The 22,968-nt window shown below is 44.3% G+C and carries 19 protein-coding genes; 15 read left to right on the top strand and 4 right to left on the bottom strand.

What is annotated here, in order from left to right; all coding sequences use genetic code 11:
• Window positions 1–2: 2 nt before the first annotated feature.
• Window positions 3–2,285, bottom strand: coding sequence for a class 1a ribonucleoside-diphosphate reductase subunit alpha (gene nrdA, locus AB4583_RS00380; protein WP_372051911.1), 2,283 nt, complete (start codon window positions 2,283–2,285; stop codon window positions 3–5).
• Window positions 2,286–2,793: 508 nt separating this feature from the next.
• Window positions 2,794–3,537: a bifunctional 2-polyprenyl-6-hydroxyphenol methylase/3-demethylubiquinol 3-O-methyltransferase UbiG gene (ubiG, locus tag AB4583_RS00375; RefSeq protein ID WP_017063556.1), complete on the bottom strand. Its 744-nt coding sequence runs from the start codon at window positions 3,535–3,537 to the stop codon at window positions 2,794–2,796.
• A 258-nt stretch (window positions 3,538–3,795) separates the two neighbouring features.
• Here ubiG and gyrA point away from each other — a divergent pair, with 258 nt between their 5' ends.
• A complete protein-coding gene (gyrA, locus tag AB4583_RS00370) occupies window positions 3,796–6,438 on the top strand; it encodes a DNA topoisomerase (ATP-hydrolyzing) subunit A (protein WP_017072500.1) in 2,643 nt (880 codons plus the stop codon).
• 169 nt (window positions 6,439–6,607) lie between these two features.
• Window positions 6,608–7,237, top strand: coding sequence for a tetratricopeptide repeat protein (locus AB4583_RS00365; RefSeq protein ID WP_017066842.1), 630 nt, complete (start codon window positions 6,608–6,610; stop codon window positions 7,235–7,237).
• Between the two features lie 25 nt (window positions 7,238–7,262).
• Here AB4583_RS00365 and AB4583_RS00360 read toward each other — a convergent pair whose 3' ends face one another.
• Both AB4583_RS00360 and nrfA read right to left on the bottom strand, forming a co-directional pair.
• A complete protein-coding gene (locus AB4583_RS00360) occupies window positions 7,263–7,607 on the bottom strand; it encodes a rhodanese-like domain-containing protein (protein WP_017063559.1) in 345 nt (114 codons plus the stop codon).
• Between the two features lie 125 nt (window positions 7,608–7,732).
• Complete coding sequence (gene nrfA / locus AB4583_RS00355; RefSeq protein WP_170963067.1) at window positions 7,733–9,163, bottom strand: ammonia-forming nitrite reductase cytochrome c552 subunit; 1,431 nt, start codon at window positions 9,161–9,163, stop codon at window positions 7,733–7,735.
• A gap of 482 nt (window positions 9,164–9,645) precedes the next feature.
• On the opposite strand from nrfA, the gene nrfB reads away from it, so the two are divergent.
• From nrfB to AB4583_RS00290, 13 genes are all read left to right on the top strand, one after another.
• Complete coding sequence (gene nrfB, locus AB4583_RS00350; RefSeq protein WP_372116015.1) at window positions 9,646–10,230, top strand: cytochrome c nitrite reductase pentaheme subunit; 585 nt, start codon at window positions 9,646–9,648, stop codon at window positions 10,228–10,230.
• 3 nt (window positions 10,231–10,233) lie between these two features.
• On the top strand, window positions 10,234–10,920 hold the full coding sequence (gene nrfC, locus AB4583_RS00345; protein WP_017072498.1) for a cytochrome c nitrite reductase Fe-S protein: 687 nt from the start codon (window positions 10,234–10,236) through the stop codon (window positions 10,918–10,920).
• A 2-nt stretch (window positions 10,921–10,922) separates the two neighbouring features.
• A complete protein-coding gene (nrfD, locus tag AB4583_RS00340) occupies window positions 10,923–11,897 on the top strand; it encodes a cytochrome c nitrite reductase subunit NrfD (RefSeq protein ID WP_372116014.1) in 975 nt (324 codons plus the stop codon).
• A 185-nt stretch (window positions 11,898–12,082) separates the two neighbouring features.
• A complete protein-coding gene (locus tag AB4583_RS00335) occupies window positions 12,083–13,999 on the top strand; it encodes a heme lyase CcmF/NrfE family subunit (RefSeq protein ID WP_372116013.1) in 1,917 nt (638 codons plus the stop codon).
• On the top strand, window positions 13,980–14,534 hold the full coding sequence (locus AB4583_RS00330; RefSeq protein WP_372116012.1) for a DsbE family thiol:disulfide interchange protein: 555 nt from the start codon (window positions 13,980–13,982) through the stop codon (window positions 14,532–14,534). Before AB4583_RS00335 ends, AB4583_RS00330 begins: the two co-directional genes overlap by 20 nt.
• Window positions 14,531–14,971: a heme lyase NrfEFG subunit NrfF gene (gene nrfF / locus AB4583_RS00325; protein WP_372116011.1), complete on the top strand. Its 441-nt coding sequence runs from the start codon at window positions 14,531–14,533 to the stop codon at window positions 14,969–14,971. Before AB4583_RS00330 ends, nrfF begins: the two co-directional genes overlap by 4 nt.
• An 89-nt stretch (window positions 14,972–15,060) precedes the next feature.
• Window positions 15,061–15,237, top strand: coding sequence for a hypothetical protein (locus AB4583_RS00320; RefSeq protein ID WP_017063565.1), 177 nt, complete (start codon window positions 15,061–15,063; stop codon window positions 15,235–15,237).
• A 249-nt stretch (window positions 15,238–15,486) separates the two neighbouring features.
• Entirely contained in the window at window positions 15,487–16,083 is a 597-nt protein-coding gene (gene ribA / locus AB4583_RS00315; RefSeq protein ID WP_009848836.1) for a GTP cyclohydrolase II, read from the top strand.
• 176 nt (window positions 16,084–16,259) lie between these two features.
• Window positions 16,260–17,519 carry an imelysin family protein gene (locus AB4583_RS00310; RefSeq protein WP_372051919.1) on the top strand — a complete coding sequence of 420 codons (1,260 nt, stop codon included), beginning with the start codon at window positions 16,260–16,262 and terminating at the stop codon, window positions 17,517–17,519.
• A gap of 111 nt (window positions 17,520–17,630) precedes the next feature.
• Window positions 17,631–19,019 carry a di-heme oxidoredictase family protein gene (locus tag AB4583_RS00305; protein WP_372051920.1) on the top strand — a complete coding sequence of 463 codons (1,389 nt, stop codon included), beginning with the start codon at window positions 17,631–17,633 and terminating at the stop codon, window positions 19,017–19,019.
• A 158-nt stretch (window positions 19,020–19,177) separates the two neighbouring features.
• Window positions 19,178–20,239 (top strand): imelysin family protein, encoded by a 1,062-nt coding sequence (locus tag AB4583_RS00300; protein WP_017070259.1) that lies wholly within the window; start codon window positions 19,178–19,180, stop codon window positions 20,237–20,239.
• A complete protein-coding gene (locus AB4583_RS00295; protein WP_372116010.1) occupies window positions 20,229–21,317 on the top strand; it encodes a DUF1513 domain-containing protein in 1,089 nt (362 codons plus the stop codon). Before AB4583_RS00300 ends, AB4583_RS00295 begins: the two co-directional genes overlap by 11 nt.
• An 80-nt stretch (window positions 21,318–21,397) precedes the next feature.
• Window positions 21,398–22,936 (top strand): murein L,D-transpeptidase, encoded by a 1,539-nt coding sequence (locus AB4583_RS00290; protein ID WP_372116009.1) that lies wholly within the window; start codon window positions 21,398–21,400, stop codon window positions 22,934–22,936.
• Window positions 22,937–22,968 lie beyond the last annotated feature (32 nt).

Genomic DNA, 22,968 nt, shown 5'->3' with positions numbered 1-22,968 from the left:
GTTTAGATCTTACAACCGCCGCCTTCACAATCTTCTTCCGGCACTTGAACTGCGTCGCCTTGGTCGTCTTTAGCACCATCACGAGTGTTATGGTAGTAAAGCGTCTTAACACCGTACTTGTACGCTGTTAGTAGGTCTTGAAGCAGTTGCTTCATTGGTACTTTACCGCTGTCGTAAACACTTGGGTCATAGTTAGTGTTTGCAGAGATAGCTTGGTCAACGAATTTTTGCATGATACCCACTAGGTGTAGGTAACCGTCGTTAGAACCAATGTTCCAAAGTAGCTCGTAGTTCTCTTTAAGATTTAGGAAATCTGGAACCACTTGCTTAAGGATGCCGTCTTTCGATGCTTTCACTGATACGTAACCACGTGGTGGCTCGATACCGTTAGTCGCGTTCGAGATTTGAGACGATGTCTCAGAAGGCATAAGCGCTGTTAGCGTAGAGTTACGCAGACCGTGCTCCATGATCTCTTCACGTAGAGAATCCCAATCGTAGTGCAGTGGCTCTTCACATACTAAGTCGATATCTTTTTTGTAAGTATCGATTGGCAGTAGGCCTTTCGCGTAGTTGGTCTCGTGGAAAGATGGGCAACGGCCTTGCTCTTTCGCTAGTTCAACAGATGCTTTTAGCAAGTGGTATTGAATTGCTTCAAAAGTACGGTGAGTCAGGCCATTCGCGCTGCCATCAGAGTACTTAACACCATTCTTCGCTAGGTAGTATGCGTAGTTGATTACACCTACACCTAAAGTACGACGGTTCATTGTCGACTTGTATGCAGCTGGAAGCGGGTAGTCTTGGTAATCAAGCAGTGCATCTAGAGCACGAACAACCAGCTCAGAAAGCTCTGCTAGGTCGTCCAGTTCATTGATTGCGCCAAGGTTGAATGCTGAAAGCGTACATAGTGCAATTTCGCCTTCGTCATCTTCTACGTTAGAAAGTGGCTTAGTAGGAAGCGCGATTTCTAGACATAGGTTCGATTGACGAACAGGTGCTACTTCAGAATCAAACGGGCTGTGTGTATTACAGTGGTCAACGTTCTGAATGTAGATACGACCAGTAGAAGCACGCTCTTGCATTAGCAGAGAGAAAAGCTCAACGGCTTTAACCGTTTCACGCTTCACTGAAGGATCGTTTTCGTACTTAACGTATAGCTCTTCAAAACGGTCTTGGTTTTCGAAGAACGCATCGTAAAGGCCAGGTACGTCTGAAGGTGAGAACAGGCTGATGTTGCCACCCTGAACTAGGCGAGAGTACATAAGCTTGTTCAGCTGTACGCCGTAATCCATGTGACGAACTCGGTTCTCTTCAACGCCGCGGTTGTTTTTCAGTACTAATAGAGACTGAACTTCACCGTGCCATAGTGGGTAGAATACCGTTGCTGCACCGCCACGAACACCACCTTGAGAACAACATTTTACTGCTGTTTGGAAGTATTTGTAGAAAGGGATACAGCCTGTGTGGAACGCTTCACCATTACGGATTTCAGAACCAAGCGCACGGATACGACCTGCGTTGATACCAATACCAGCACGTTGAGATACGTAACGAACAATTGAGCTTGCTGTCGCGTTGATTGAATCAAGGCTGTCACCACACTCGATCAGTACACAAGAACTGAATTGACGAGTAGGCGTACGTACACCAGACATGATCGGTGTAGGTAGAGAAATCTTAAACGTAGACGATGCGTCGTAAAAACGTTTGATGTAGTCAAGACGAGTCGATTTCGGGTATTTAGCGAATAGACACGCAGCAACTAAAATGTAAAGGAACTGAGCACTCTCGTAGATTTCTTTCGTTACACGGTTTTGCACGAAGTATTTACCTTCGAGCTGCTTAACCGCTGCGTAAGAGAAGTCTAAGTCACGTTTGTGGTCGATGTACTCGTCAAGCTCTTCGAATTCAGCTTTCGTGTAATCTTCCATAAGGTGGCTATCGTATTTACCCATATCAACCAGTTTTGCAACGTGGTCATACAGTGCAGGCGGCTCGTATTCGCCGTACGCTTTTTTACGTAGGTGGAATACAGACAGACGTGCTGCTAGATATTGGTAATCAGGAGTCTCTTCAGAGATTAAATCCGCTGCTGACTTGATGATAGTTTCATGAATGTCAGTAGTGGTGATGCCATCGTAAAACTGAATGTGAGCTTTCAATTCTACTTGTGATACAGAAACATTGTGCAAGCCTTCAGCTGCCCATGTAATCACGCGATGGATCTTCTCTAGATCGATCGTTTCTTTGCGCCCGTTACGCTTGGTAACAGTAAGTTGTTGGTTCATTCTGCTTAATTTCCCTAACAAAACTGAACAAGGCCGTGTTTTTGTGTATTTCTGTGTAATTTTTGTAAATTACGTTTCGGCTTTGTGATCTTGGTCTACCCATACATTGTAGTTCAAACACAACATATAGGGGTCATTTGTTTGTTGGGTTACAAGATAGTGCTACAACTGATATTTTTCAAGGTAAAGAAATGGGGTTGCTTGTGGATAAGTGGTGGATTGAAAAAAAACTGTAAGTGACCACTAACTGATGAGGTTATATGTGACTTGATTGTATAAAAGTCGGCTTTTAATGATGCTTTATTTTTGCACGCCCATAAAAAAAAATTCCTTGATCTTTGGCCAAAATGGGCGATTGATTTTAGGCGATTAAATTTAAATCGAGGTGGTCAAAATGGAAGCTAGCGCACGAAATTTAGACTGAAAAAAGTCGCAAAGTTATGGTAATTGCAACTCTTTTCATTCGTCTTTTTTACAAAAGGTTTTACGGTAGGGCTACCGATATTTTTTAGCCAAAGTTTTGCGTGTGGACGATGTAGTTTACGTCTACATTTGTGCCTAAACGATAAGTGTCCGTAAGAGGATTGTAGTGCAGCCCTGTAATCCCTAGTTCTTGCAGCGGAGTGTTATCGACCATCTTGATAAGTTCTGCAGGGCGAATGAACTTCTCGTGCTCATGAGTGCCCTCAGGAACAATCTTAAGTAGCTTTTCTGCACCAACAATAGCGAACAGGTAAGATTTGAAGTTACGGTTCAAGGTAGAGAAGAACACGTGACCACCCGGTTTCACTAATTTTGAACATGCACTAATCACAGATTGTGGATCAGGAACGTGCTCTAGCATTTCCATACATGTCACCACATCGTAAGTTTGTGGATTCTGTTCTGCATGGTCTTCGATGGTGCTCTGGATGTAATCGAGCTTGGTGCCAGTTTCCAATGCGTGAAGACGTGCCACTTCTAGCGGTTCTTTACCCATATCTAGGCCAGTGACTACTGCGCCCTCAACAGCCATGCTTTCAGCCAAAATGCCGCCACCGCAGCCAACATCGAGGACTTTCTTACCAAATAAACCTTCGGTCTTTTCTAGCACGTAATTTAGGCGCAGTGGGTTGATTTGATGTAGAGGCTTAAACTCGCCTTCCAGATCCCACCAGCGCGACGCCATGTCTTCGAATTTCTTGATTTCTGCTGGGTCTACGTTCTGTGATTTAGTCATAATCGGCATTTCCAAGTTAAATAATGCATCCATGAAATTGCAGGCATTATAACTTGCCTTTTCGCGCTGACCAGAAGATCTACAATTTTGCTAGTTTATTGGATGTAAAGTGACCATGTTTCAGCAAGATATGATGCGGAGGTGCAATTTCTCATCAATTGATTGGCTACAAGGGTCACAAGATGGTAAAAGGAGAGGGAAAGTGATGCCTCCGTAGGTAAATTTGTGTTATATTTTTCGGTCTTATACGTATTCAAAAATACGATCTGACTATAGAGGGAAAATGGCTCTATGAGCGATCTAGCGAAAGAGATCACGCCCGTAAATATTGAAGATGAGCTTAGAGGTTCATACCTAGACTACGCGATGTCCGTCATCGTTGGTCGTGCCCTTCCAGATGTGCGTGATGGCCTAAAACCTGTACACCGCCGCGTTTTGTTCGCGATGAATGTACTAGGTAATGATTGGAACAAACCATATAAAAAGTCTGCTCGTGTAGTAGGTGATGTAATCGGTAAATACCACCCACATGGTGATAGTGCTGTATACGATACTATTGTTCGTATGGCGCAACCGTTCTCACTGCGTTACATGCTAGTTGATGGCCAAGGTAACTTTGGTTCTATCGATGGCGACTCCGCGGCTGCAATGCGTTATACCGAAGTTCGTATGGCGAAAATTGCTCACGAGCTCCTGGCTGACCTTGATAAGGAAACTGTGGATTACGTACCGAACTACGATGGTACAGAACAAATTCCAGCAGTACTTCCTACAAAAATTCCTAACCTATTGGTAAACGGTGCTTCTGGTATCGCAGTAGGTATGGCTACCAACATCCCACCACATAACCTTGGTGAAGTTGTTGATGGCTGTTTAGCATTTATCAATAATGAAGATATCACTATTGATGAGCTAATGGACTATATCCCTGGTCCTGACTTCCCAACAGCAGCACTTATCAGTGGTCGTAAAGGCATCGTAGATGCTTACAAGACTGGCCGCGGTAAGGTTTACATGCGTTCAAAAGCGGATATCGAAGTAGAGAAGAATGGTAAAGAAACCATTATCGTTACTGAGATCCCTTACCAAGTAAACAAAGCTCGTTTGATCGAGAAGATTGCTGAACTGGTTAAAGATAAGAAAGTAGAAGGCATCAGTGCACTGCGTGACGAGTCTGATAAAGACGGTATGCGTATTGTTATTGAATGTAAGCGTGATGCAGTAGGCGAAGTGGTTCTTAACAACCTATACGCTCAAACTCAACTGCAAACGACTTTCGGTATCAACATGGTTGCGTTGAATAACGGTCAACCACAGTTGTTCAACATCAAAGACATGCTTAAGTGCTTCGTAGACCACCGTCGCGAAGTTGTGACTCGTCGTACTATCTTCGAATTGAAGAAAGCACGCGACCGTGCACACATCCTTGAAGCATTGTCTCTAGCACTTGCTAACATTGATGAAATCATTGAACTGATCAAGAGCGCGCCAACACCAGCAGAAGCTAAAGTTGGTTTAGTGTCTCGTGGTTGGGATCTTGGTAACGTTGCTTCAATGCTTGAGCGTGCAGGTACTGACGCAGCTCGTCCTGATTGGTTAGAAGACCAATACGGCATCCGCGATGGTCAATACTTCCTAACGGAAACACAAGCACAAGCAATTCTAGAACTTCGTCTTCACCGCCTAACTGGCCTTGAGCACGAGAAGATTCTAGACGAATACAAAGCACTTCTAGAAGAGATCGCTGAGCTAATGCACATTCTTGCAAGCACTGAGCGTTTGATGGAAGTTATCCGTGAAGAACTTGAAGCAGTACGTGAAATCTATGGCGACGAGCGTCGTACAGAAATCACAGCGGCAGTTCATGACATCGACATGGAAGAGCTGATTGCTCAAGAAGACGTTGTAGTAACGCTTTCTAACGCAGGTTACGTTAAGTACCAAATCCTAAGCGACTACGAAGCTCAGCGTCGTGGTGGTAAAGGTAAGAGTGCAACTAAGATGAAAGATGAGGATTACATTGAGCGTCTGCTTGTTGCTAATACTCACGATAACATCCTATGTTTCTCTACTCGTGGTAAGACATACCGTCTGAAAGTTTACCAACTGCCATTAGCAAGTCGTACTGCTCGTGGTAAGCCTATCGTTAACATTCTTCCTCTAGAAGAAGGTGAGCGTATCACGGCTATCCTGCCTGTTTCTGAGTTCTCTAACGAGAAATTCATCTTCATGGCAACGGGTGACGGTACTGTTAAGAAGACATCACTGGATCAGTTCGCAAACGTACGTGCTAACGGCCTAATTGCCGTTAACCTACGTGACGATGATTCACTGATTGGCGTTGACATCACTAACGGTGATAGCGACATCATGCTGTTCTCTAAATCGGGCAAAGTTGTTCGCTTTAACGAGGACAAAGTACGTGCAATGGGCCGTACTGCCTCTGGTGTTCGTGGTATGAAGCTTCCAGAAGACGATCAAGTAGTATCGTTGATTGTTCCTTCTAACGAAGGCGATATCCTAACTGTGACTCAAAACGGTTACGGTAAGCGTACTGAACTAGCTGAATACCCAACGAAAGGCCGTGCAACGCAAGGTGTGGTTTCTATCAAAGTCTCTGAACGTAATGGCCCAGTTGTTGGCGCTGTTCAAGTTGAAGAAGGCGACGAAATGATGATGATCACCGACGCAGGTACGCTAGTACGTACTCGCGTTGCGGAAGTGAGCCAAGTTGGTCGTAACACTCAAGGTGTAACACTGATTCGTACTTCTGACGACGAGAACGTTGTAGGTCTACAACGTATCGACGAAGTAGAAGAAGCTGAGGTTGTTGAAGGCGAAGCTGAAGTAGCAAACGCTGAAGCAGCAGTCGTTTCTGAATCAAGTGAAGAGCAAGCATCAGACGCTTCTGATAGCGAGCAAGACACTGAGTAATCTTTCACTTCTATAAATAGAAGTTGAGACAAAAAGCCGAGCCATTGTGCTCGGTTTTTTATTACCTAGAATTTGGCTGTGACTTGTTTAAAAGCCAATAGCTAAACCTCGATCAATATTGTTTTAGTGAGAAAAAGGTACAGTAAAGCGTCAATGAAAGGAGAATGGAATGGATATCTGGTTACTGATTGCTTTGCTGCTAATGAGCCTATTTCTAGTGGCAATCGTGATCGCATCAAACAGAAAAACCAGTCATCTTAAAGGCAACCTCCTTATTTCATGTGTGGCGATATTAGCCAGCATTCTGGTTTGGTCTCAGATGAAACAAGAAGCCCCTCAACTTACTTCAAGTGACGACAGCAGCTATACAGCAACAGATTTCCAAAATGAACTTCAGCAGAGCCTGGAGCAAGACCCTAATCAATCAGACCTTTGGTTTAAGCTTGGTGGTGTTTATATGCAGAAAGGGGAGTTTGATGCTGCATTTACCTGTTACGACTATGCGATTCGTTTAGACCCACAGGCGCCTTCAGGGCTTTATGCAGCTAAAGCGAGCGCCTTGTATTACCTAAGTTCACAGGCGATGAGTGATGATGTGAAAGTGCTCTTAAATCAATCCATGGAGCTTGATCCCAACGATCGTACGGCATTGATGTTGATAGCGACCGATCACTTCATCAGTATGCGCTACCAACAAGCGATCGATGCTTGGACTCAAATTCTCGATTCTAACCAGAAAGGCATTGATCGTGTCTCTATCATCCATTCGATCAACCAAGCTAAGCAAATGATCCGTTAAACGGGCACTATCTGTAATTTCGAGATTATTTGCTTTCTTGCATCTCAATTAAACCGCCAGCGTTGTGGATCTGTGTAAACCCTTGAGCTTTCAAATACTGGTAAGCTTGTCCTGAGCGGTTACCACTGCGGCAATACAAAACGATAGGTTGAGCTTTGTCTATGCTGGCAAAGTGCGTAGCGACTTCAGAAAGAGGGTAGTTAATCGCATTGTCCAGATGACCTTGCTTGAACTCTCCTGGTGTCCTGACATCAACGACCAGCGCACCTTCCTCAATCATTTCCCACCCTGTTTCTGCTCGTTCTGAGGCGTGAAGTCCTGAACTTGTTAATGCGATGCATAATGCCGAAAGCGAAAGTAAGTGCTTCATTCTTTGTTCCTTGAATTAGCTAAAAGGTAATGTGAAATTGGGACGGTTGAGTGCGCCCAAATCTAAAAAACCAGCCACACCTTTACAGTGTGACTGGTTTTATCTTATTGGTCTATTTGAAGGAACTAGTATTCGTAGTTAGCTTCACGCTTTTCAGCTTGCTCTTCCCACTTAGGAACCACGGTGTCTAAGAAGTGTTGCTTCTCAGCATTCATCTTATCCATGTCCATTCCTAGCGCTTTCTGAGCGGCTTCTTTGGTTGAGATATCTGGAATCTCGATTGGATCGGTAATGCCTTTCTTCGCAAGTAGACGAACAATCTTAGTTCGCGCGTCTGCTGCGCGGTCAACAGCCGTTCCAAGAACCTCTAGGGCTACTTCAGGCGCGTGCATGTGAACACCATGAGATGCGATAGCGTAGTCCCAACGCCATTGCGCATGACGAATATCTTGTAAGATAGGTGCCATCTCTTGTTCTGTTGCGCCTGCTTCCCATGCTGCGCCTGCTTCAAAGTGAGCGGCTACGATTTGTTTCTCAGCGGTCAGCTTCATGTTTAGTACTTGAGCTTTGCGGCTTGAAACGATGTTACGCATGGTCTCTTTAGATTGAGTATGGCAGTTAGCACAAGTGTCTTCGAAGCGGTCAAACGGGTTACCTACTTTATGGTCGGTGTAAACGGTACCGTCTTCTTTCGTCACTTTAGGCATGTGGCAGTCAACACAAGCGACGTTGTTCTTACCGTGAATACCTTCACGCCAAGTTTCGTAACCTGGGTGCTGAGCCTTTAGCATTGGTGCTTTAGAGACTTTATGTGTCCAATCTTTAAAACCAATCTGATCGTAGTACTCTTCCATCTGTTCAACACGCGTCCCTTTATCCCAAGGGAATTTCACACCTTTGGTTGGACCCGTGAAGTAGTATTCCACGTGACACTGAGCACACACAGAGGCTTGCTGATCAAAGCGACCTTGCTCTTCGAAGTTCTTCCCAATCGCATCGAACGCACGTTCAACATAAGGACGAGTGATCTTTAGTGCAGGTTCGCCAATTTTAAAGCCTTCACTTTGAGTATCGTGACAGTCGGCACAACCAATTGGATTGACTATCTCGCTGCCAAGACGAGCCCATTTACCTTCAAAGTAGCCGTCTTCACCACGCTCTTCAATAACGCGTGCTACGTCTGGGCTTTTACAGCTCCAGCACGCCATTGGCATTGGGCCTGAATTTTCGTCGGTTGGTCCGCCAGTACGCAGGGTTTGTCTTACATCATCAACCGCATAAAAGTGGCCGCGGGCTTTGTTGTAGTCTTTCGCGAAACCGTAGCCCGCCCATAGAATAACCATGTTTGGATCTTCTTTTAGTGCGTCTTCAATGGCTTCGCTCTCTGACGTTTGTCTCCATGAATGGTATTGATCTGGGTGGTTTTGCTCGAACTGGTCGTTACGAGGATCACCAATTTCTTTTTGTTCAGACGCAGCAAAACTGGTCGCGCTTACTAGTGATGCGCTAACCATTAATAATGCTGTGACGGAATTACGTATCCAATGCTTTTTCACAGTGATATCTCCAATATACTGATTTTTATACCAAGCGTTGTGAGTTTGCTATTCAAATTAAGAACTGGAGAATTGCTGTTTATATTAATTCATAAATAAACACATTTTGTTACGTGTCGGATGTTTGCTTGTTTTAGATCAATTAATGACAGTGACTTCAATCACGTTGAAGTTTATATAGCCCTAAAGGGGTATGTGGACATCAAGTTAGACTGGTCTTATTGAGAATTATTATCATATATAACAAACAATTACCCGACATGCCCTCACTATAAATAGGGTGATTGTGTTCACATATTACCCTTTGTATATTTCGCTTTACCTAATTAGGGGCATATTCTAAATATAGAAAGCGTTGTGGCTTATCCAAAATAAGAATTGATATCATTTAAGCGGTAATAATATCGTTTAAGGGTACTTTTGTTTAACCGGAATATTATTTAGTTGAGAGTTAAATAATGCCGGTATAAGGAAAGGATAAAATGGGCAATATTAAATTGGCCATAGTCATAATGCTTAAATCCCTTCTAGCATTCTGCCTCTATGGTTATTCCATTCATGCTGTTGCAGAGCATGCTGTTACGCCAGTAGGAGAGTCAACAAGACATGAAGTCGAATTAATACGTGACAAAGATTACAAGTGTGTCCAATGCCATAAAGATTCTAAAGAAACGGTATTTGGTTCACATGGTGAGAGTGCGCACGCTTTGCTTGGCCGTGAAGTGAATTGCACAGATTGTCATAGTTCTATTGGCCCCGATCACCGTGATGGTGCACCTGAGGTGGTGAAGTATCGCGCGGCTCAATCACAACCCGGAACCGAAAAGGTTTTCCTCGATCCTAGCTTAATCCTAGATGCCAACAGCCAATGTATAGATTGTCATAAGCCTGATGATCTGCGCGAAGCGAGTTGGACTCATGACGTACACGCACAAAACTTAACGTGTTCAAACTGTCACGATGTGCATGCGAGTGAAGCGAAGGTGCTTGGCTTAGATAAAAAGCAAACCATCAAGCTGTGTGTGGATTGCCATTCAGACTTCAACCAGAAGAAAGAAGGGGAGTAATCTATGAGCTGCTCAAGAAGAAACTTTTTAGCTGGCGCGGGTGCCGTTATTTTCACAACTGGTGTTGCAGGTACTGCAGCGGTTACAAGCCGCAAAACGCTGGCGAATGTTCAGGAAGATGGCACCAAGCGTTACGGAATGGTTCATGACGAAACCGCTTGTATTGGCTGTACTGCTTGTACTGAGGCGTGTCGTGAAGTAAACAAAGTGCCTGAAGGCGTATCGCGCTTAGAAATCATAAAGAGCGAACCTCAAGGTGAATATCCAAATGTTGATTACCGTTTCACTCGTAACTCTTGTCAACATTGTGATAATGCACCTTGTGTGATGGTTTGCCCAACAGGCGCCGCCTATAAAGATGAGAAGACAGGAATTGTTGATGTACATAAAGAGAAGTGTGTCGGCTGTGGTTATTGCCTGCTAGCTTGTCCATATCAAGTGCGCTTCTTCCATCCTGAGAATAAGTCGGCCGACAAATGTAACTTCTGCCGCGATACCAATCTTGCACAAGGTAAATTACCTGCTTGTGTTGAATCTTGCCCTACCAATGCGCTGATATTTGGCGACTTAAATGACCCTAAGAGCGAGATAAACCAGGTACTTAAATCTGAAGTGGTTTACAGAGATAAGGCTTATCTAGGTACTCAGCCAAAACTCTATAAAGTGCCACACCAAAAAGGGGAGATTTGATTATGAGTGCATGGGATACAGCGTTTCAATCAGGTACCGTGGTTTGGGACTGGATCATTGCTATCTATCTGTTTTTGGCGGGTATGTCAGCGGGTGCAGTGATGATCTCGATCTATCTCAAGAGAAAGGTTATTGATGGGGATCCAGCGAATAATGGTGTATTAAAGGCAACGGCTTTTCTAGCACCATTCGGGATCATCTCAGGTTTATTGATCTTGGTTTTCCACCTGACGAAACCACTATCATTTTGGAAGATCATGATCTTTTATAATCCGACGTCAGTGATGTCGATGGGTGTGATCTTATTCCAAGTGTATATGGTGATCCTATTTGTTTGGATCGGCATTATATTCCGAAATCAGGTTGCCGTATTCTTGAGTGATCAAGCATGGTTAAAAGGGCGACTCGATTTTGTCAGTAACTGGATTGGCAAATTAGAATCTTTTGAGAATGTTTTTGAAATATTCTTGGCTGTGCTTGCGCTATTACTTGCGGCTTACACTGGCTTCTTACTCTCTGCGCTAAATACCTTCCCAATGCTGAATAACCCAGTGTTGCCGATATTGTTCTTATTCTCGAGTTTATCCTCGGGAGCGGCGGCATGTATTTTATTTGGTGTGTTGGTCTTTAAGGAGTCTCCGCATAGTGCCAGTATTTCTTGGATCCACGGCTTCGAACGTCCTGTTGTTATGTTTGAACTGTTTGTCCTTGTTACTTTCTTCACTGGGTTGATATTTGCTGGTGGTCAAAGTGAACAGGCAGTATGGAACGCCATTGGCGGTGGTTTCTGGGCAAGTTGGTTCTGGTATGGCGTAATTGGTGTGGGTATGGTTTTACCCTTGTTGCTTAACGCCGTGACACCAGCATCGGTTCGCCATAGTACTGTGTATATTTTCTCTGTTACTTCGCTGAGCCTGATGGGCGTATTAATGCTAAGAACGTTTGTCCTTTATGCAGGACAATTAACGTTAGCTTAATTTCGCTCAAGGTTATAAGTGAGTGGATGTTGGATATTAAACATCTGCTCACTAAATTTCTTTTCGCTGAGTAACAGTAGCTAGTTGAGTAATAATAGCTAGTTGAGTTACATCAGCTAGTTGAGCAATCAATGCCAATAATGGTTTAACTTGGTTCTGCTTAGGTAGATCCTGATTGAGGTGATATGGTCGGTTCTTTGGGGCTGTTTAGTTTAATTTTAGTCGCTGTTCTCAGCAGCATTATTGCTGTGCATTCGATGTATCAAATGCTAACTAAACAAGCACAAAATGTGGCTTTAATTCGCAGTTTCTCCCTCTCTAGCGCTTTGTTTTCCATTGGCGCTATCGTTTTACTTGGCTATGCCTTTGTCGGTGACGACTTTTCCATCCTCTATGTTGCAGAACACTCCAATACTCAATTACCCACCTTCTTCAAAATGGCCGCTGTGTGGGCTGGACATGAAGGCTCATTGCTATTTTGGGTGTTAACCATCAGCTGTTGGTCGGGTGTGATTGCCCTACAAAAGCAATATTCTTCTGAGTATCAGAGCCGCGTATTGTGGGTGATGAATGTGTTACTCGCGATATTCGCCTGGTTTACCTTGTTTGCTTCGAATCCGTTTGAATTGAACTCCACCTTGCCACTTGAAGGGCGCGATCTTAACCCTATGCTGCAAGACGTTGGTTTGATATTCCATCCGCCTCTGTTGTATTTGGGTTATGTTGGTTTCTCTGTGGTCTTGGCATTTGCTGTGGCCGCTTTGCTGGTGGATCCGATTGAGTTCGATTGGGTCGCTCATTGTCGCAGTTGTTGTTTGGTCGCTTGGAGCTTTTTAACCGCTGGGATCATTCTTGGTTCTTGGTGGGCATACTACGAGTTAGGGTGGGGTGGTTGGTGGTTCTGGGACCCGGTAGAAAATGCCAGCCTATTACCTTGGCTAACATCAACCGCTCTATTGCACAGTTTGGGTGTTGCTAAAGGCAAGCAACAGTTGCTGAAGTGGTCACTTAGCCTTGCTTTCATTACGTTTTGTTTAAGTATCCTCGGTACTTTTATTGTTCGATCTGGCGTCCTCACTTCCGTTCATGCTTTTGCTGTTGACCCAACCAAAGGTATCGCGCTGTTGCTGATACTGGTTTTGGTGTTAGTGAGTTCGTTTTCTCTTCTTATTGTTCGTGGTGAATCTTTCGAGTCGGATCCAATCACTAGCTTTGCGAGTAAAATTTTTTTGAGTTTAGTGGCGGTACTTATATTTGTACTGGCTACGGCGGTGGTGGTGTTTGGTACCTTCTACCCAATGGTTTTTGAATTACTTGGCCTTGGAAACATATCCGTAGGTGCACCTTATTTTAATTTACTCATTGCGCCGTTGGCTCTGCTCGCGATGGCAGTGGTAGGTTTAGCGCCATTGCTCAGTATCAAACCTCAAGCGTCGAAAGGTGTGATTGGAATTATTGCCTTATTGTCTCTCTGCCTTGGCTTTGTAACTTATGTTTTGCAAGTTGAAGCGATCCAAGTGATGGTGCTAATGACATGGTCACTTGCGTTTTGGGTAGCTCTGACTCATGTTTACGGCTTGGCGGTAACGCGCAACTCTAAGTTTCAACGCAAAGTATGGGTGATGACGTTGGCGCATGTGGGTGTCGCACTATTAGCGATAGGCGCCGCGATGAACAGTTACCATTCATTTGAGCGAAGTTACAAATTGAGCCCAAGTGAAGAGGTTGAGTTTATGGACTGGACGCTCTCTCATCGCGATACAGAACTCTATGTCGCTTCGAACTTTACGGCAGAAAGAGCCTTGCTCAACCTCCATGCCGACGAACAAGCATTTTCTATCGAACCAGAGAGAAGACATTACCAAGTCAGAGTAATGAACATGAGTGAGCCAGCAATGAAGTGGTTCTGGCATGGCGACGTGTATATCACCATGGGTGAAAAAGTGGATTCAACCGCTTATGCATTCCGTGTTCAGTACAAAGCGTATGCGCGCTGGATTTGGTTCGGTGGTTTGATATCCATACTGGGGGCACTGCTTTCGTTAACTCATCGTAAAAAGAAAACCGTTAAGGCGTCACAGTATGCATACCAGCGTTCGTAACAAGCTAATTACTCTAATTGCCTTAGCATTGATTGTGGTGCTGGGATTTGTCTTTGCGCTTGATAATAAGCAGCAATCGACCATGGTGTCTGAACAACAAAGGGCATTTCCAGAATTTACATCGAGTGCGTTAGTGAATAGTGAAGGCGTCAGTGGTCAGCAGAAAGTTACGCTTACTGATGTCACGCAGCACCCTTATCAACTGGTTAATGTATGGGCATCTTGGTGCGGGATATGTAAAACCGAACATTCATTTTTGCTTCAACTTCACGATAAAGGCATTCCCATCGTTGGGCTTAATTATCGAGATAACTCTGGGGCTGCGATTAACGTGTTATCGAACGATGGCAACCCGTACTCAACCGTGATCAGTGACCCTCAAGGCAAGTTAGCATTAGAGTTGGGCGTAATCGGCACACCTGAAACGTATTTGGTTGATGCCAATGGCCAGATCATTAAAAAGCTATTGGGCGTGATTAATGAAATGGTATGGAAAGATGAGCTTGCGATGTATTTTGATGGTGTGAATGGATGATGAAGTCTCTAGTACAAACCTTGTTTATGCTGTCAGCTCTTTTAGTGATTAGCCTTTCAACCATGGCTGAAGATCTGTTTACTGCCAGTAATAAAGATACGAGTATTCAAGTTGAACTGTTTGAGTTTGAAAACCCAGAACAACAGCAACGTGCTATTAGCTTGGCGAAAACGTTACGCTGCCCACAATGTCAAAACCAAAATCTGATTGAATCCAACTCACCAATAGCAAAAGACTTACGCCTTGTTGTGTTCAATATGGTGAAAGCAGGGAAGAGTAATAATGAGATTACTCGATATATGACGGAAAGATTTGGTGAATTTGTACTTTATAAGCCGGCGATGAAGGTTTCAAATCTATTACTTTGGTTGCTACCGAGCCTATTATTTCTCTTATTTATATATTTATCAGTAAAAAGTGTTAGGAAGAGCTCATAAAAATTGTGTATTACTGTTTACCAATTGACCTGTATTTTGTAACATTGACCGATTATAAAGGCTAAGCACTGCTATATAAGGATGTATCTGTGGATAACGTAATCTCAAATTTAAAGAAAGAGTTCCATACTCATGTCCGATCTGATAAATGGGCAGAAAAATACAGTGCAAAGTCGAGCATTTCTACGCTTACTCAAGAAGAGTTAACCGAATTAGAGAACGCTTGGGTTCAGCTTGTCATCTGGAAGCAAACTCAAGTAAGTTGATCGTTCTGTAAAAAATCGTAGTCTTAGCCGCAACTGATTAATTTATAACCCCATGTTGGTCATCCCAATGTGGGGTTTTTTCTTATGTGAAAAATAATTGTTATATTATAACAATTTGTACGAGGTCGACCTTGAAAAAAATTGTTAACAGCCTCATAGTGTCTATCATTAGATAGTTAGCTACAAAATATTGCCTAGACATATAATGTAGTGTTGTTAAATACATCGAATTTTCAAGTGAGTATAGCTATGGCGGAAGTGCGTGCCAGAATAGATTTCAAAGTAGGGGTAACAAGCAGTATAGATGCTGAACTTCTGTCTTTTCATGGATTGAAAACAGATAAAGAGCATGTTGCTGTGATATTTAAATCAGCAGACAAGACACAAGACATACCTCTTGTTCGTATGCACTCTGAGTGCCTGACTGGTGATGTTTTCCATTCTTCTCGCTGTGACTGTGGCGAGCAGTTAGACGAAACCATTAGAATTATGGGTGAGACGGGTGGGGTGATCCTTTACTTACGCCAAGAAGGTCGTGGTATTGGTTTATACAATAAAATCGATGCATACCGCCTGCAAAGTGAAGGTATGAACACTTACGAAGCCAATAACCATCTAGGTTTCGGTGACGATTTGCGTGATTTTACTGAAGCTGCTGAAATGCTACGCGCCTTAGGTACTACAAAAATCCGCTTAGTCACCAACAACCCTAAGAAGATCAATGAGCTAAAATCTTTTGGTATTGAGATTGAAGAAGTGGTGAATACCTCTGCTCATATCAAATCGGGTAATGAAAGCTACCTGAAGGCAAAAGTCTCACACGGTAAGCATAATCTGGATATCTGATTAGCCTCTTTGTTACGCTTAACATAAAAATGTTTAAAGACCTCACATATGTGAGGTTTTTTTGTATTTATCTTGCAATAAAATTGTAAGTTTGTATTATTTCAATCCGTAGTGCAAATGATAATGGTTTGCACTATTACTACGAATAATAATTTAAAGCTCAACAAGGATGCTTCATGACCATTAAATCTTTAGTGACAAAAGCCGTAACTTCGTCACTCCTTTTTGCCTCTGCTTCTTCTTTCGCAGCAGTAACTCAAGATCAAGTTGTAGAACATTACGCAGATATTGCTCATGCCGTGTTTGCAGATTCAGTAATTACAGCAAAAGCGTTGAACTCTTCTATTGATACCTTCTTAGCTTCTCCTTCTGCTGGCAACTTCGAACAAGTAAAACAAGCTTGGCTTGAGTCTCGCGTACCATACCAACAGTCAGAAGTTTTCCGCTTCGGCAACGCTGTTGTTGATGATTGGGAAGGCCAACTGAACGCATGGCCACTTGATGAAGGCCTGATTGATTATGTTTCGACTGATTACCAATATGAACTTGGTAACGAAGGCGCTAGCGCAAACATCGTGGCTAACAAGACTTTCCAAATTGGTCAGACTACCGTTGATGCAACCAACATCACCCCTGAGCTAATCGCAGACTTGAACGAGATCGGTGGTTCTGAAGCGAACGTAGCGTCTGGCTACCACGCAATTGAATTCCTACTTTGGGGCCAAGATTTAAACGGTACAAACAGCGGTGCAGGTGAGCGTGCTTACACTGATTTCGTTGTTGGCGCTGAGTGTACTAACGGCAACTGTGACCGTCGTGGCGCATACCTAAAAGCATCTGCTGAGCTACTTATCCAAGACCTAGAATGGATGGAAAAGCAGTGGGCTGAAGGCGAGAAAGGCAACTACCGTCAAGAACTGCTTTCTGAATCTAGCGAAAACGGCCTACGTAAAATGTTATTCGGCATGGGTTCACTGTCTCTAGGTGAGCTAGCGGGTGAGCGTATGAAGGTTGCACTAGAAGCAAACTCTACTGAAGACGAGCACGATTGTTTCTCTGATAACACGCACAACTCTCACTACTACAACGAGCAAGGCATCTACAACGTTTACACGGGTCTATACAAGCGTGAAGACGGTACTCTGCTTTCCGGCCCAAGCCTGTTCGACCTAGTAGAGCAAAAAGATGAGCAAGCTGCGAAAGAGATTCAAAAGCAGTTTGACCTAGCACGTGCACAAGTAGGCGAATTAGTAACGTCTGCAGAGAAAAACAACCAGCACTTCGATCAGCTAATCGCTGCTGACAACGCTGCGGGTAATGCACTAGTAAACAAAACAATTGTTGCGCTAGTGTCTCAAACAGCGGCTATTGAGCGTGCTGCGGGTGTGATTGGCATTGATAGCCTAAACCCAGACACAGCGGATCACGAGTTCTAAGAACCCGAGCCGACACAAATGTAAGGGCTCTGATTGAGCCCTTAATTGTTTGATCCTCAAGAAAGCCACACCCACATAAAAACTAAAATCAAAAACACAGCAAGGCAATGTATGAAGTCGTATCTCTCAGCCTCACTATTAACCGCACTGTTTTTCGTATCTCCATTACACGCTCATGAAACCTACTCTGGCGGCAAAACGACCGTGAAGAAAGAGGGAGCGAACGCTTTTTCCCTTCCCGCAGCCAATCTACCAATGAGTAAGCGCTTGGATTTCAGCGTAGGTAATAGCTTCTTTAGAAACCCTTGGGTTCCTGCACCGTCATCAACCGATGCTCGTGATGGGTTAGGACCACTATTTAATACTAACGGCTGTCAAAACTGCCACATCAAAGATGGTCGTGGTCACGCGCCAGAAGAAGGAGATGAGAACGCAGTATCCATGTTGGTTCGTTTAAGCATTCCGGCTGAAACGCCAGAGCAGAGACAAGCCTTCATTCGAGATGGTGGAATTCCAGAGCCGACGTACGGCGGTCAGCTACAAGATTTTGCGCTTCAAGGTGTAAAACCAGAGGGCAAAGTGAACATTAGCTACACGGATGTTCCTGTTGAATTCAAAGACGGTACCGTCGTTACTCTGCGTAAACCCACTTTAAATATTACTGAACTTGCTTTCGGCGAGATGCATCCTAAGACCGAGTTTTCAGCTCGAGTGGCGCCGCCAATGATTGGTCTTGGTTTGCTTGAAAGTATCCCACAAGAAACGATTCTTGGATTTGCAGAGCAGCAATTGGCAGACAAACAGGGCGTGTCGGGTAAAGCCAACTATGTTCTTGATGTTCAAACCAATGAAATGGCGCTAGGTCGTTTCGGTTGGAAAGCCGGGCAGCCAAACTTAATGCAGCAAAACGCGGCGGCATTTAACGGTGACTTAGGCCTGACAAGCAGCTTATTTCCGAACGAAAACTGCACATCAGCTCAATCAACCTGTGATGATTTTCCAAATGGTGGTGAACCTGAAGTCAGCGATAATATCCTAGATTTTGTTGAGTTCTATTCGCAGCATTTGGCGGTTCCAATTCGTCGCAACGTTGATAAGCCTGCGGTTGTTCAAGGTAAAAAACTGTTTAAAGCTATTGGTTGCCAAAGTTGCCACCAAGCTGAAATTCGCACAGCAGAACGTGAAGGCTTACCTGCGTTGTCTAAACAGCTAATCAGCCCATATACCGATATGTTACTGCACGATATGGGAGAAGGCTTGGCCGACAATCGCCCAGAGTATCTAGCAAACGGTCAAGAGTGGCGCACCACGCCATTGTGGGGATTAGGCTATACCAAAGAAGTGAATGGTCACACCTTCTTACTTCATGACGGTCGTGCGAGAAATGTTATGGAAGCTGTGCTTTGGCATGGCGGTGAAGCAGAAATGGCGAAACAAAACGTTTTAGATCTTAGTAGCAGCGAGCGTGAAGCGTTATTGGCGTTTTTAAACTCGTTATAAGCTGAGTTGAATTCAGTTTAGTTAACGGCTAATGACTTAAGAAAGCCGCTATTAAACCACTTAGCGCCGCTGAACTTGTAGCAATACGAGGCCAGCGGTCGTTTCGCATTTAATGAACTCATATAATTAAAAGAAAAATTAGGAAGTAAGGTAACAGCATGACACATAAATTTTTGTTAATGCCTTTGTCGGCATTAATTATGGCAGGCTGCCAATCATCGGGTGAGCAAACGGCTTCATCTGAGGTTAACGGTGTCTCTTATCAAGCAGACACGACTGCTCATATCAGCCGTAGCGTGTATCAACAAGAGTTTGATTCAGCCGTGCTATTCGCTAAGCAAGCCGGTGAGCTGGAAGTCTTGATGCAGGGTTACTGTGAAACCAACAATATTGAGCTGGATGCGTTGGAAAATCAGTGGCAGCTCACCATGAACAGCTGGATGGCACTGCAAGGACAAGAAAGAGGCCCAACATCGGCATTGGAACAGAGCTGGAATGTTCAGTTTTGGCCAGACAAAAAGAACACCACAGGTCTAAAAATGCGTCAACTGACTCAGCAAGATAAAGCTTGGTCACAAGATGAAATCGCACAGCAGAGTGTGACTGTTCAAGGGCTTGGCGCCTTGGAGTGGTCTCTGTACGACGAGCAATCTCCATTGCTTCAAGACAAAGCTTCAGGTTGTCTATCTTCACAAGCTATCGCACAAAACCTGGCGATGAAATCGGCCTCTATTGCTGAAGCTTGGCAGGTTAACCCGTGGTTAGCACTGGACGAGATGCGTTGGGAATCGGAGTACATCGCTTTGTTGACCAATCAACTTGATTACAGCATGAAAAAACTGAGTCGTCCGATGGCTAAAATTGGTCATCCACGCCCTTACTTCTCGGAATCATGGCGCGCTCAAACCTCAATGACTCAGCTGAAATCGAACGTAGCGGCGCTAGAGAAATTGTACTTAGCAGATGGTAATGGTCTTGATGGTTTATTGAGAGAAAAGGGCTTAAATGACCTTGCCGATCGTGTAGCTGCCCAGTTCACGCTAACCTTAGATACTTGGCCTACAGACTCTAGCTTGTTTACTCTATTACAGAGCAAAGAGGGCTACCGAGAGGTGCTGACTCAATACAACAAACTAGAACGTTTGAAGTACCTGATTCATGAAGAAGTAGCGATAGAGCTTGGCGTGGTAATAGGATTTAATGCTACCGATGGTGACTGATAATACGAGAAGATCGTTACTCAAGGCTGCACTGGGTTGTGCAGCTGTTCCATTGCTTCCGTTTGGGTGTGCGACTCGAAAGGATGGGGTGAGTGCGTCGAACGATCCCCAACTGATTGGCTGTGCGCTTAATGGTCGTGGTCAATATTCTGCAGTTGTAGCTGACGAATTTGGCATGCCACTGAGCCAACTTCCCATCCCCAATCGTGGCCATGGCGTCGCGATTTGCCCAACCTCATCGCATGCGGTGGTTTTTGCTCGTCGTCCTGGTGACTATTTTATGGTGTTTGACTATAAAAACGGTCAGCAGATCAAAATGGTCGTCAAAGGTAACAACCGCCACTTCTATGGTCATGGGGTTTACTCATTAGATGGCAAGTTACTGTATGCCACCGAAGGGAAAACCGACACCAGCCAAGGCGTGATTGGCGTTTACGATGTCGCGCAAGGCTATCGTAAGGTCGAAGAGTTCACTGATTTCGGTATCGGCCCACATGAAGTGATCATCATGCCGGATGGTAATCTCGCGATCGGCGTTGGTGGCGTTCATACTGATGGTAGAACACCGAAAAACCTCGATTCGATGCTGCCGAGCTTGAGTTATGTTTCTCCTGAAGGTGTGTTACTTGATCAGGTTGAATTGTTGGATAAGAAGCTGAGCATTCGACATTTAGCCCATGATGGTGCTGAAACGGTACTTTGTGGCCAGCAATATCGTGGTGAACCAGATGAGTATCCTTCGCTATTGGCGATGCATACTAAAGGCGGCCAGTTTGAATCACTGAACGCAGAGCCTGAGCAATGGGCAAGGTTCAATCACTATATCGCCAGTATTGCGGCGTCAGACGATTGGATTATTGCGACTTCGCCAAGAGGCAATTGCTACGGTATTTGGTCGAAAGAGACCAAAGAATTAGTAGAACTGTCTGCATTATCTGACGCTTCTGGTGCTGTGCTGTTTGATGGTGAGTTTCGATTAAGCTCTGGGGCGGGCAGTGTGGTTAGCCAGCGCAAGCCTTATGAGAAATCAACTCAGCAATCATCGGTCCAGTGGGATAATCACTGGAGTGCAATTTGATTCATAAATCCCTTAAAAAATAACATGCTTACTCCCGTTTCTTTGCCATACTTATGGAATTGTTGGTGACGGAGTTAAGCATGTTAGCAAAATACTTCTGTGGATTATTGGTGTTAGTTTCCGTGCATGCATGGAGCTATGCGAGTTCTGACGAGAGCCGTTTCATTCCGGCGGAATCAGAACTCTCTTTCATGCTTATATATCCAGAGCTCACACAGAGTATCTATCAAGACACTTCTCTGCCTATCCTTTGGGATTCTCCTGAGCTGGTTAAAGCGTTTGAGTTCCAATTGTCGCTTCTTGAACAAGCGCAAATGGCACCACTCTTCGATCGACAACTCAAGCAAATTCGTCACTATCAATCCCATGCTCAATGGCAAGAGTTGGACATATTACTCACCGATACTTTTATCTACTACCTGAGCTACGTTGAAAATGCGCCGCTTGCCGGTAAAGAGTGGTACTTCTCGGGCAAGCTGCATTCCAAATTACCAGCGCCTTCTCCGCATATCCTGATGAGCTTAAAAAGCAGCGTCGCCAATGATTACTTATTGGAGATGGTGTTGTCTTACGCGCCGCCTGTTGGGGATTTTGACCAATTCAAAGCAACCTATTCGGTGTTAGAAACCGCCTCTGAACTCAATATTGAACGATATAGACAGAAAGGTTTGAAGCGCTTGGGTGACGAGCTTTCAGACAAGACGGTTCTTGTTGAGCGCATTGCTTTGGTTGGTGTTGATACCTCGATGATCGCGGTCGATTTTCCCAAGTTCGATCGAGATCTGCAAAAGGCGATTAAATCTTTCCAACGCATGCACGGTCTTACGGATGATGGGATCATCGGGCCAGACACGATCAAATGGATCAATATGGGCTTTGATGATCGACTTACTTCCCTAGCATTGAACGCCGAGCGTGCCCGCTTATGGCCAAGAAATAGAGACTCACTGATTGTGGTGAATGTACCTAGTTTTGATATGAAGTATTGGGAAGATGGGGAAGAGGTTTTTGAATCTAAAGTTGTGGTTGGGAGAAAATCGAGAAAAACACCACTCTTAGAGATAAAGCTTGATTCGGTTATCTTAAATCCGACTTGGAACGTGCCATGGAAAATCATGGTTAAAGATATCTTGCCTAAAGTAAAAGCCGACGAGAGTTATCTTGAAACACACAATTTTCAAGTGATCGATGGTTGGCGTTCGATGGAAACTGTCGATACTACCGAGATAGATTGGCAAACGATTAACTTTAACTCTTTTCCTTATCGAATGCGCCAGCAAGCAGGCTCTAGTAACGCATTGGGTTTGTATAAGTTCAATACGCCCAACAAGCGAGCCATCTATCTCCATGACACCCCAAGTAAAAGCTTGTTTAACGATGACTTCCGCGCCTATAGCTCTGGTTGTATTCGTGTTGAGCATGCCGAGGAACTCGCGGAGTTGTTATTTGCGACTAAGGTAAAGAAAGTGCCGAATCAGGATGATGAACTTGCGCCCAATACTAAGGTTCGTCTCAAGAAGCGAATTCCAGTGCATATCATTTATCAAACCGTGTTGTTTGAAGAAGGAGGCATACAATACCGCGGTGATATCTACCAATATGATAAAGAGGGCGGTTGATTGAAATATGGTCAAGAAAGGTGATCTTGACT

The organism is Vibrio sp. 10N.222.49.C12 (genome assembly GCF_041475025.1).
Lineage (GTDB): Bacteria > Pseudomonadota > Gammaproteobacteria > Enterobacterales > Vibrionaceae > Vibrio > Vibrio crassostreae_C.
The sequence above is the reverse complement of the archived record's forward strand: the minus strand, read 5'-3'. Positions and strand labels throughout refer to the sequence as shown.

Coding starts and splice junctions, on each gene's coding strand:
- nrdA (WP_372051911.1), bottom strand. CDS start 2,285: ATGAACCAACAACTTACTGTTACCAAGCGTAACGGGCGCAAAGAAACG.
- ubiG (WP_017063556.1), bottom strand. CDS start 3,537: ATGGATGCATTATTTAACTTGGAAATGCCGATTATGACTAAATCACAG.
- gyrA (WP_017072500.1), top strand. CDS start 3,796: ATGAGCGATCTAGCGAAAGAGATCACGCCCGTAAATATTGAAGATGAG.
- AB4583_RS00365 (WP_017066842.1), top strand. CDS start 6,608: ATGGATATCTGGTTACTGATTGCTTTGCTGCTAATGAGCCTATTTCTA.
- AB4583_RS00360 (WP_017063559.1), bottom strand. CDS start 7,607: ATGAAGCACTTACTTTCGCTTTCGGCATTATGCATCGCATTAACAAGT.
- nrfB (WP_372116015.1), top strand. CDS start 9,646: ATGGGCAATATTAAATTGGCCATAGTCATAATGCTTAAATCCCTTCTA.
- nrfC (WP_017072498.1), top strand. CDS start 10,234: ATGAGCTGCTCAAGAAGAAACTTTTTAGCTGGCGCGGGTGCCGTTATT.
- nrfD (WP_372116014.1), top strand. CDS start 10,923: ATGAGTGCATGGGATACAGCGTTTCAATCAGGTACCGTGGTTTGGGAC.
- AB4583_RS00335 (WP_372116013.1), top strand. CDS start 12,083: ATGGTCGGTTCTTTGGGGCTGTTTAGTTTAATTTTAGTCGCTGTTCTC.
- AB4583_RS00330 (WP_372116012.1), top strand. CDS start 13,980: ATGCATACCAGCGTTCGTAACAAGCTAATTACTCTAATTGCCTTAGCA.
- nrfF (WP_372116011.1), top strand. CDS start 14,531: ATGATGAAGTCTCTAGTACAAACCTTGTTTATGCTGTCAGCTCTTTTA.
- ribA (WP_009848836.1), top strand. CDS start 15,487: ATGGCGGAAGTGCGTGCCAGAATAGATTTCAAAGTAGGGGTAACAAGC.
- AB4583_RS00310 (WP_372051919.1), top strand. CDS start 16,260: ATGACCATTAAATCTTTAGTGACAAAAGCCGTAACTTCGTCACTCCTT.
- AB4583_RS00305 (WP_372051920.1), top strand. CDS start 17,631: ATGAAGTCGTATCTCTCAGCCTCACTATTAACCGCACTGTTTTTCGTA.
- AB4583_RS00300 (WP_017070259.1), top strand. CDS start 19,178: ATGACACATAAATTTTTGTTAATGCCTTTGTCGGCATTAATTATGGCA.
- AB4583_RS00295 (WP_372116010.1), top strand. CDS start 20,229: ATGGTGACTGATAATACGAGAAGATCGTTACTCAAGGCTGCACTGGGT.
- AB4583_RS00290 (WP_372116009.1), top strand. CDS start 21,398: ATGTTAGCAAAATACTTCTGTGGATTATTGGTGTTAGTTTCCGTGCAT.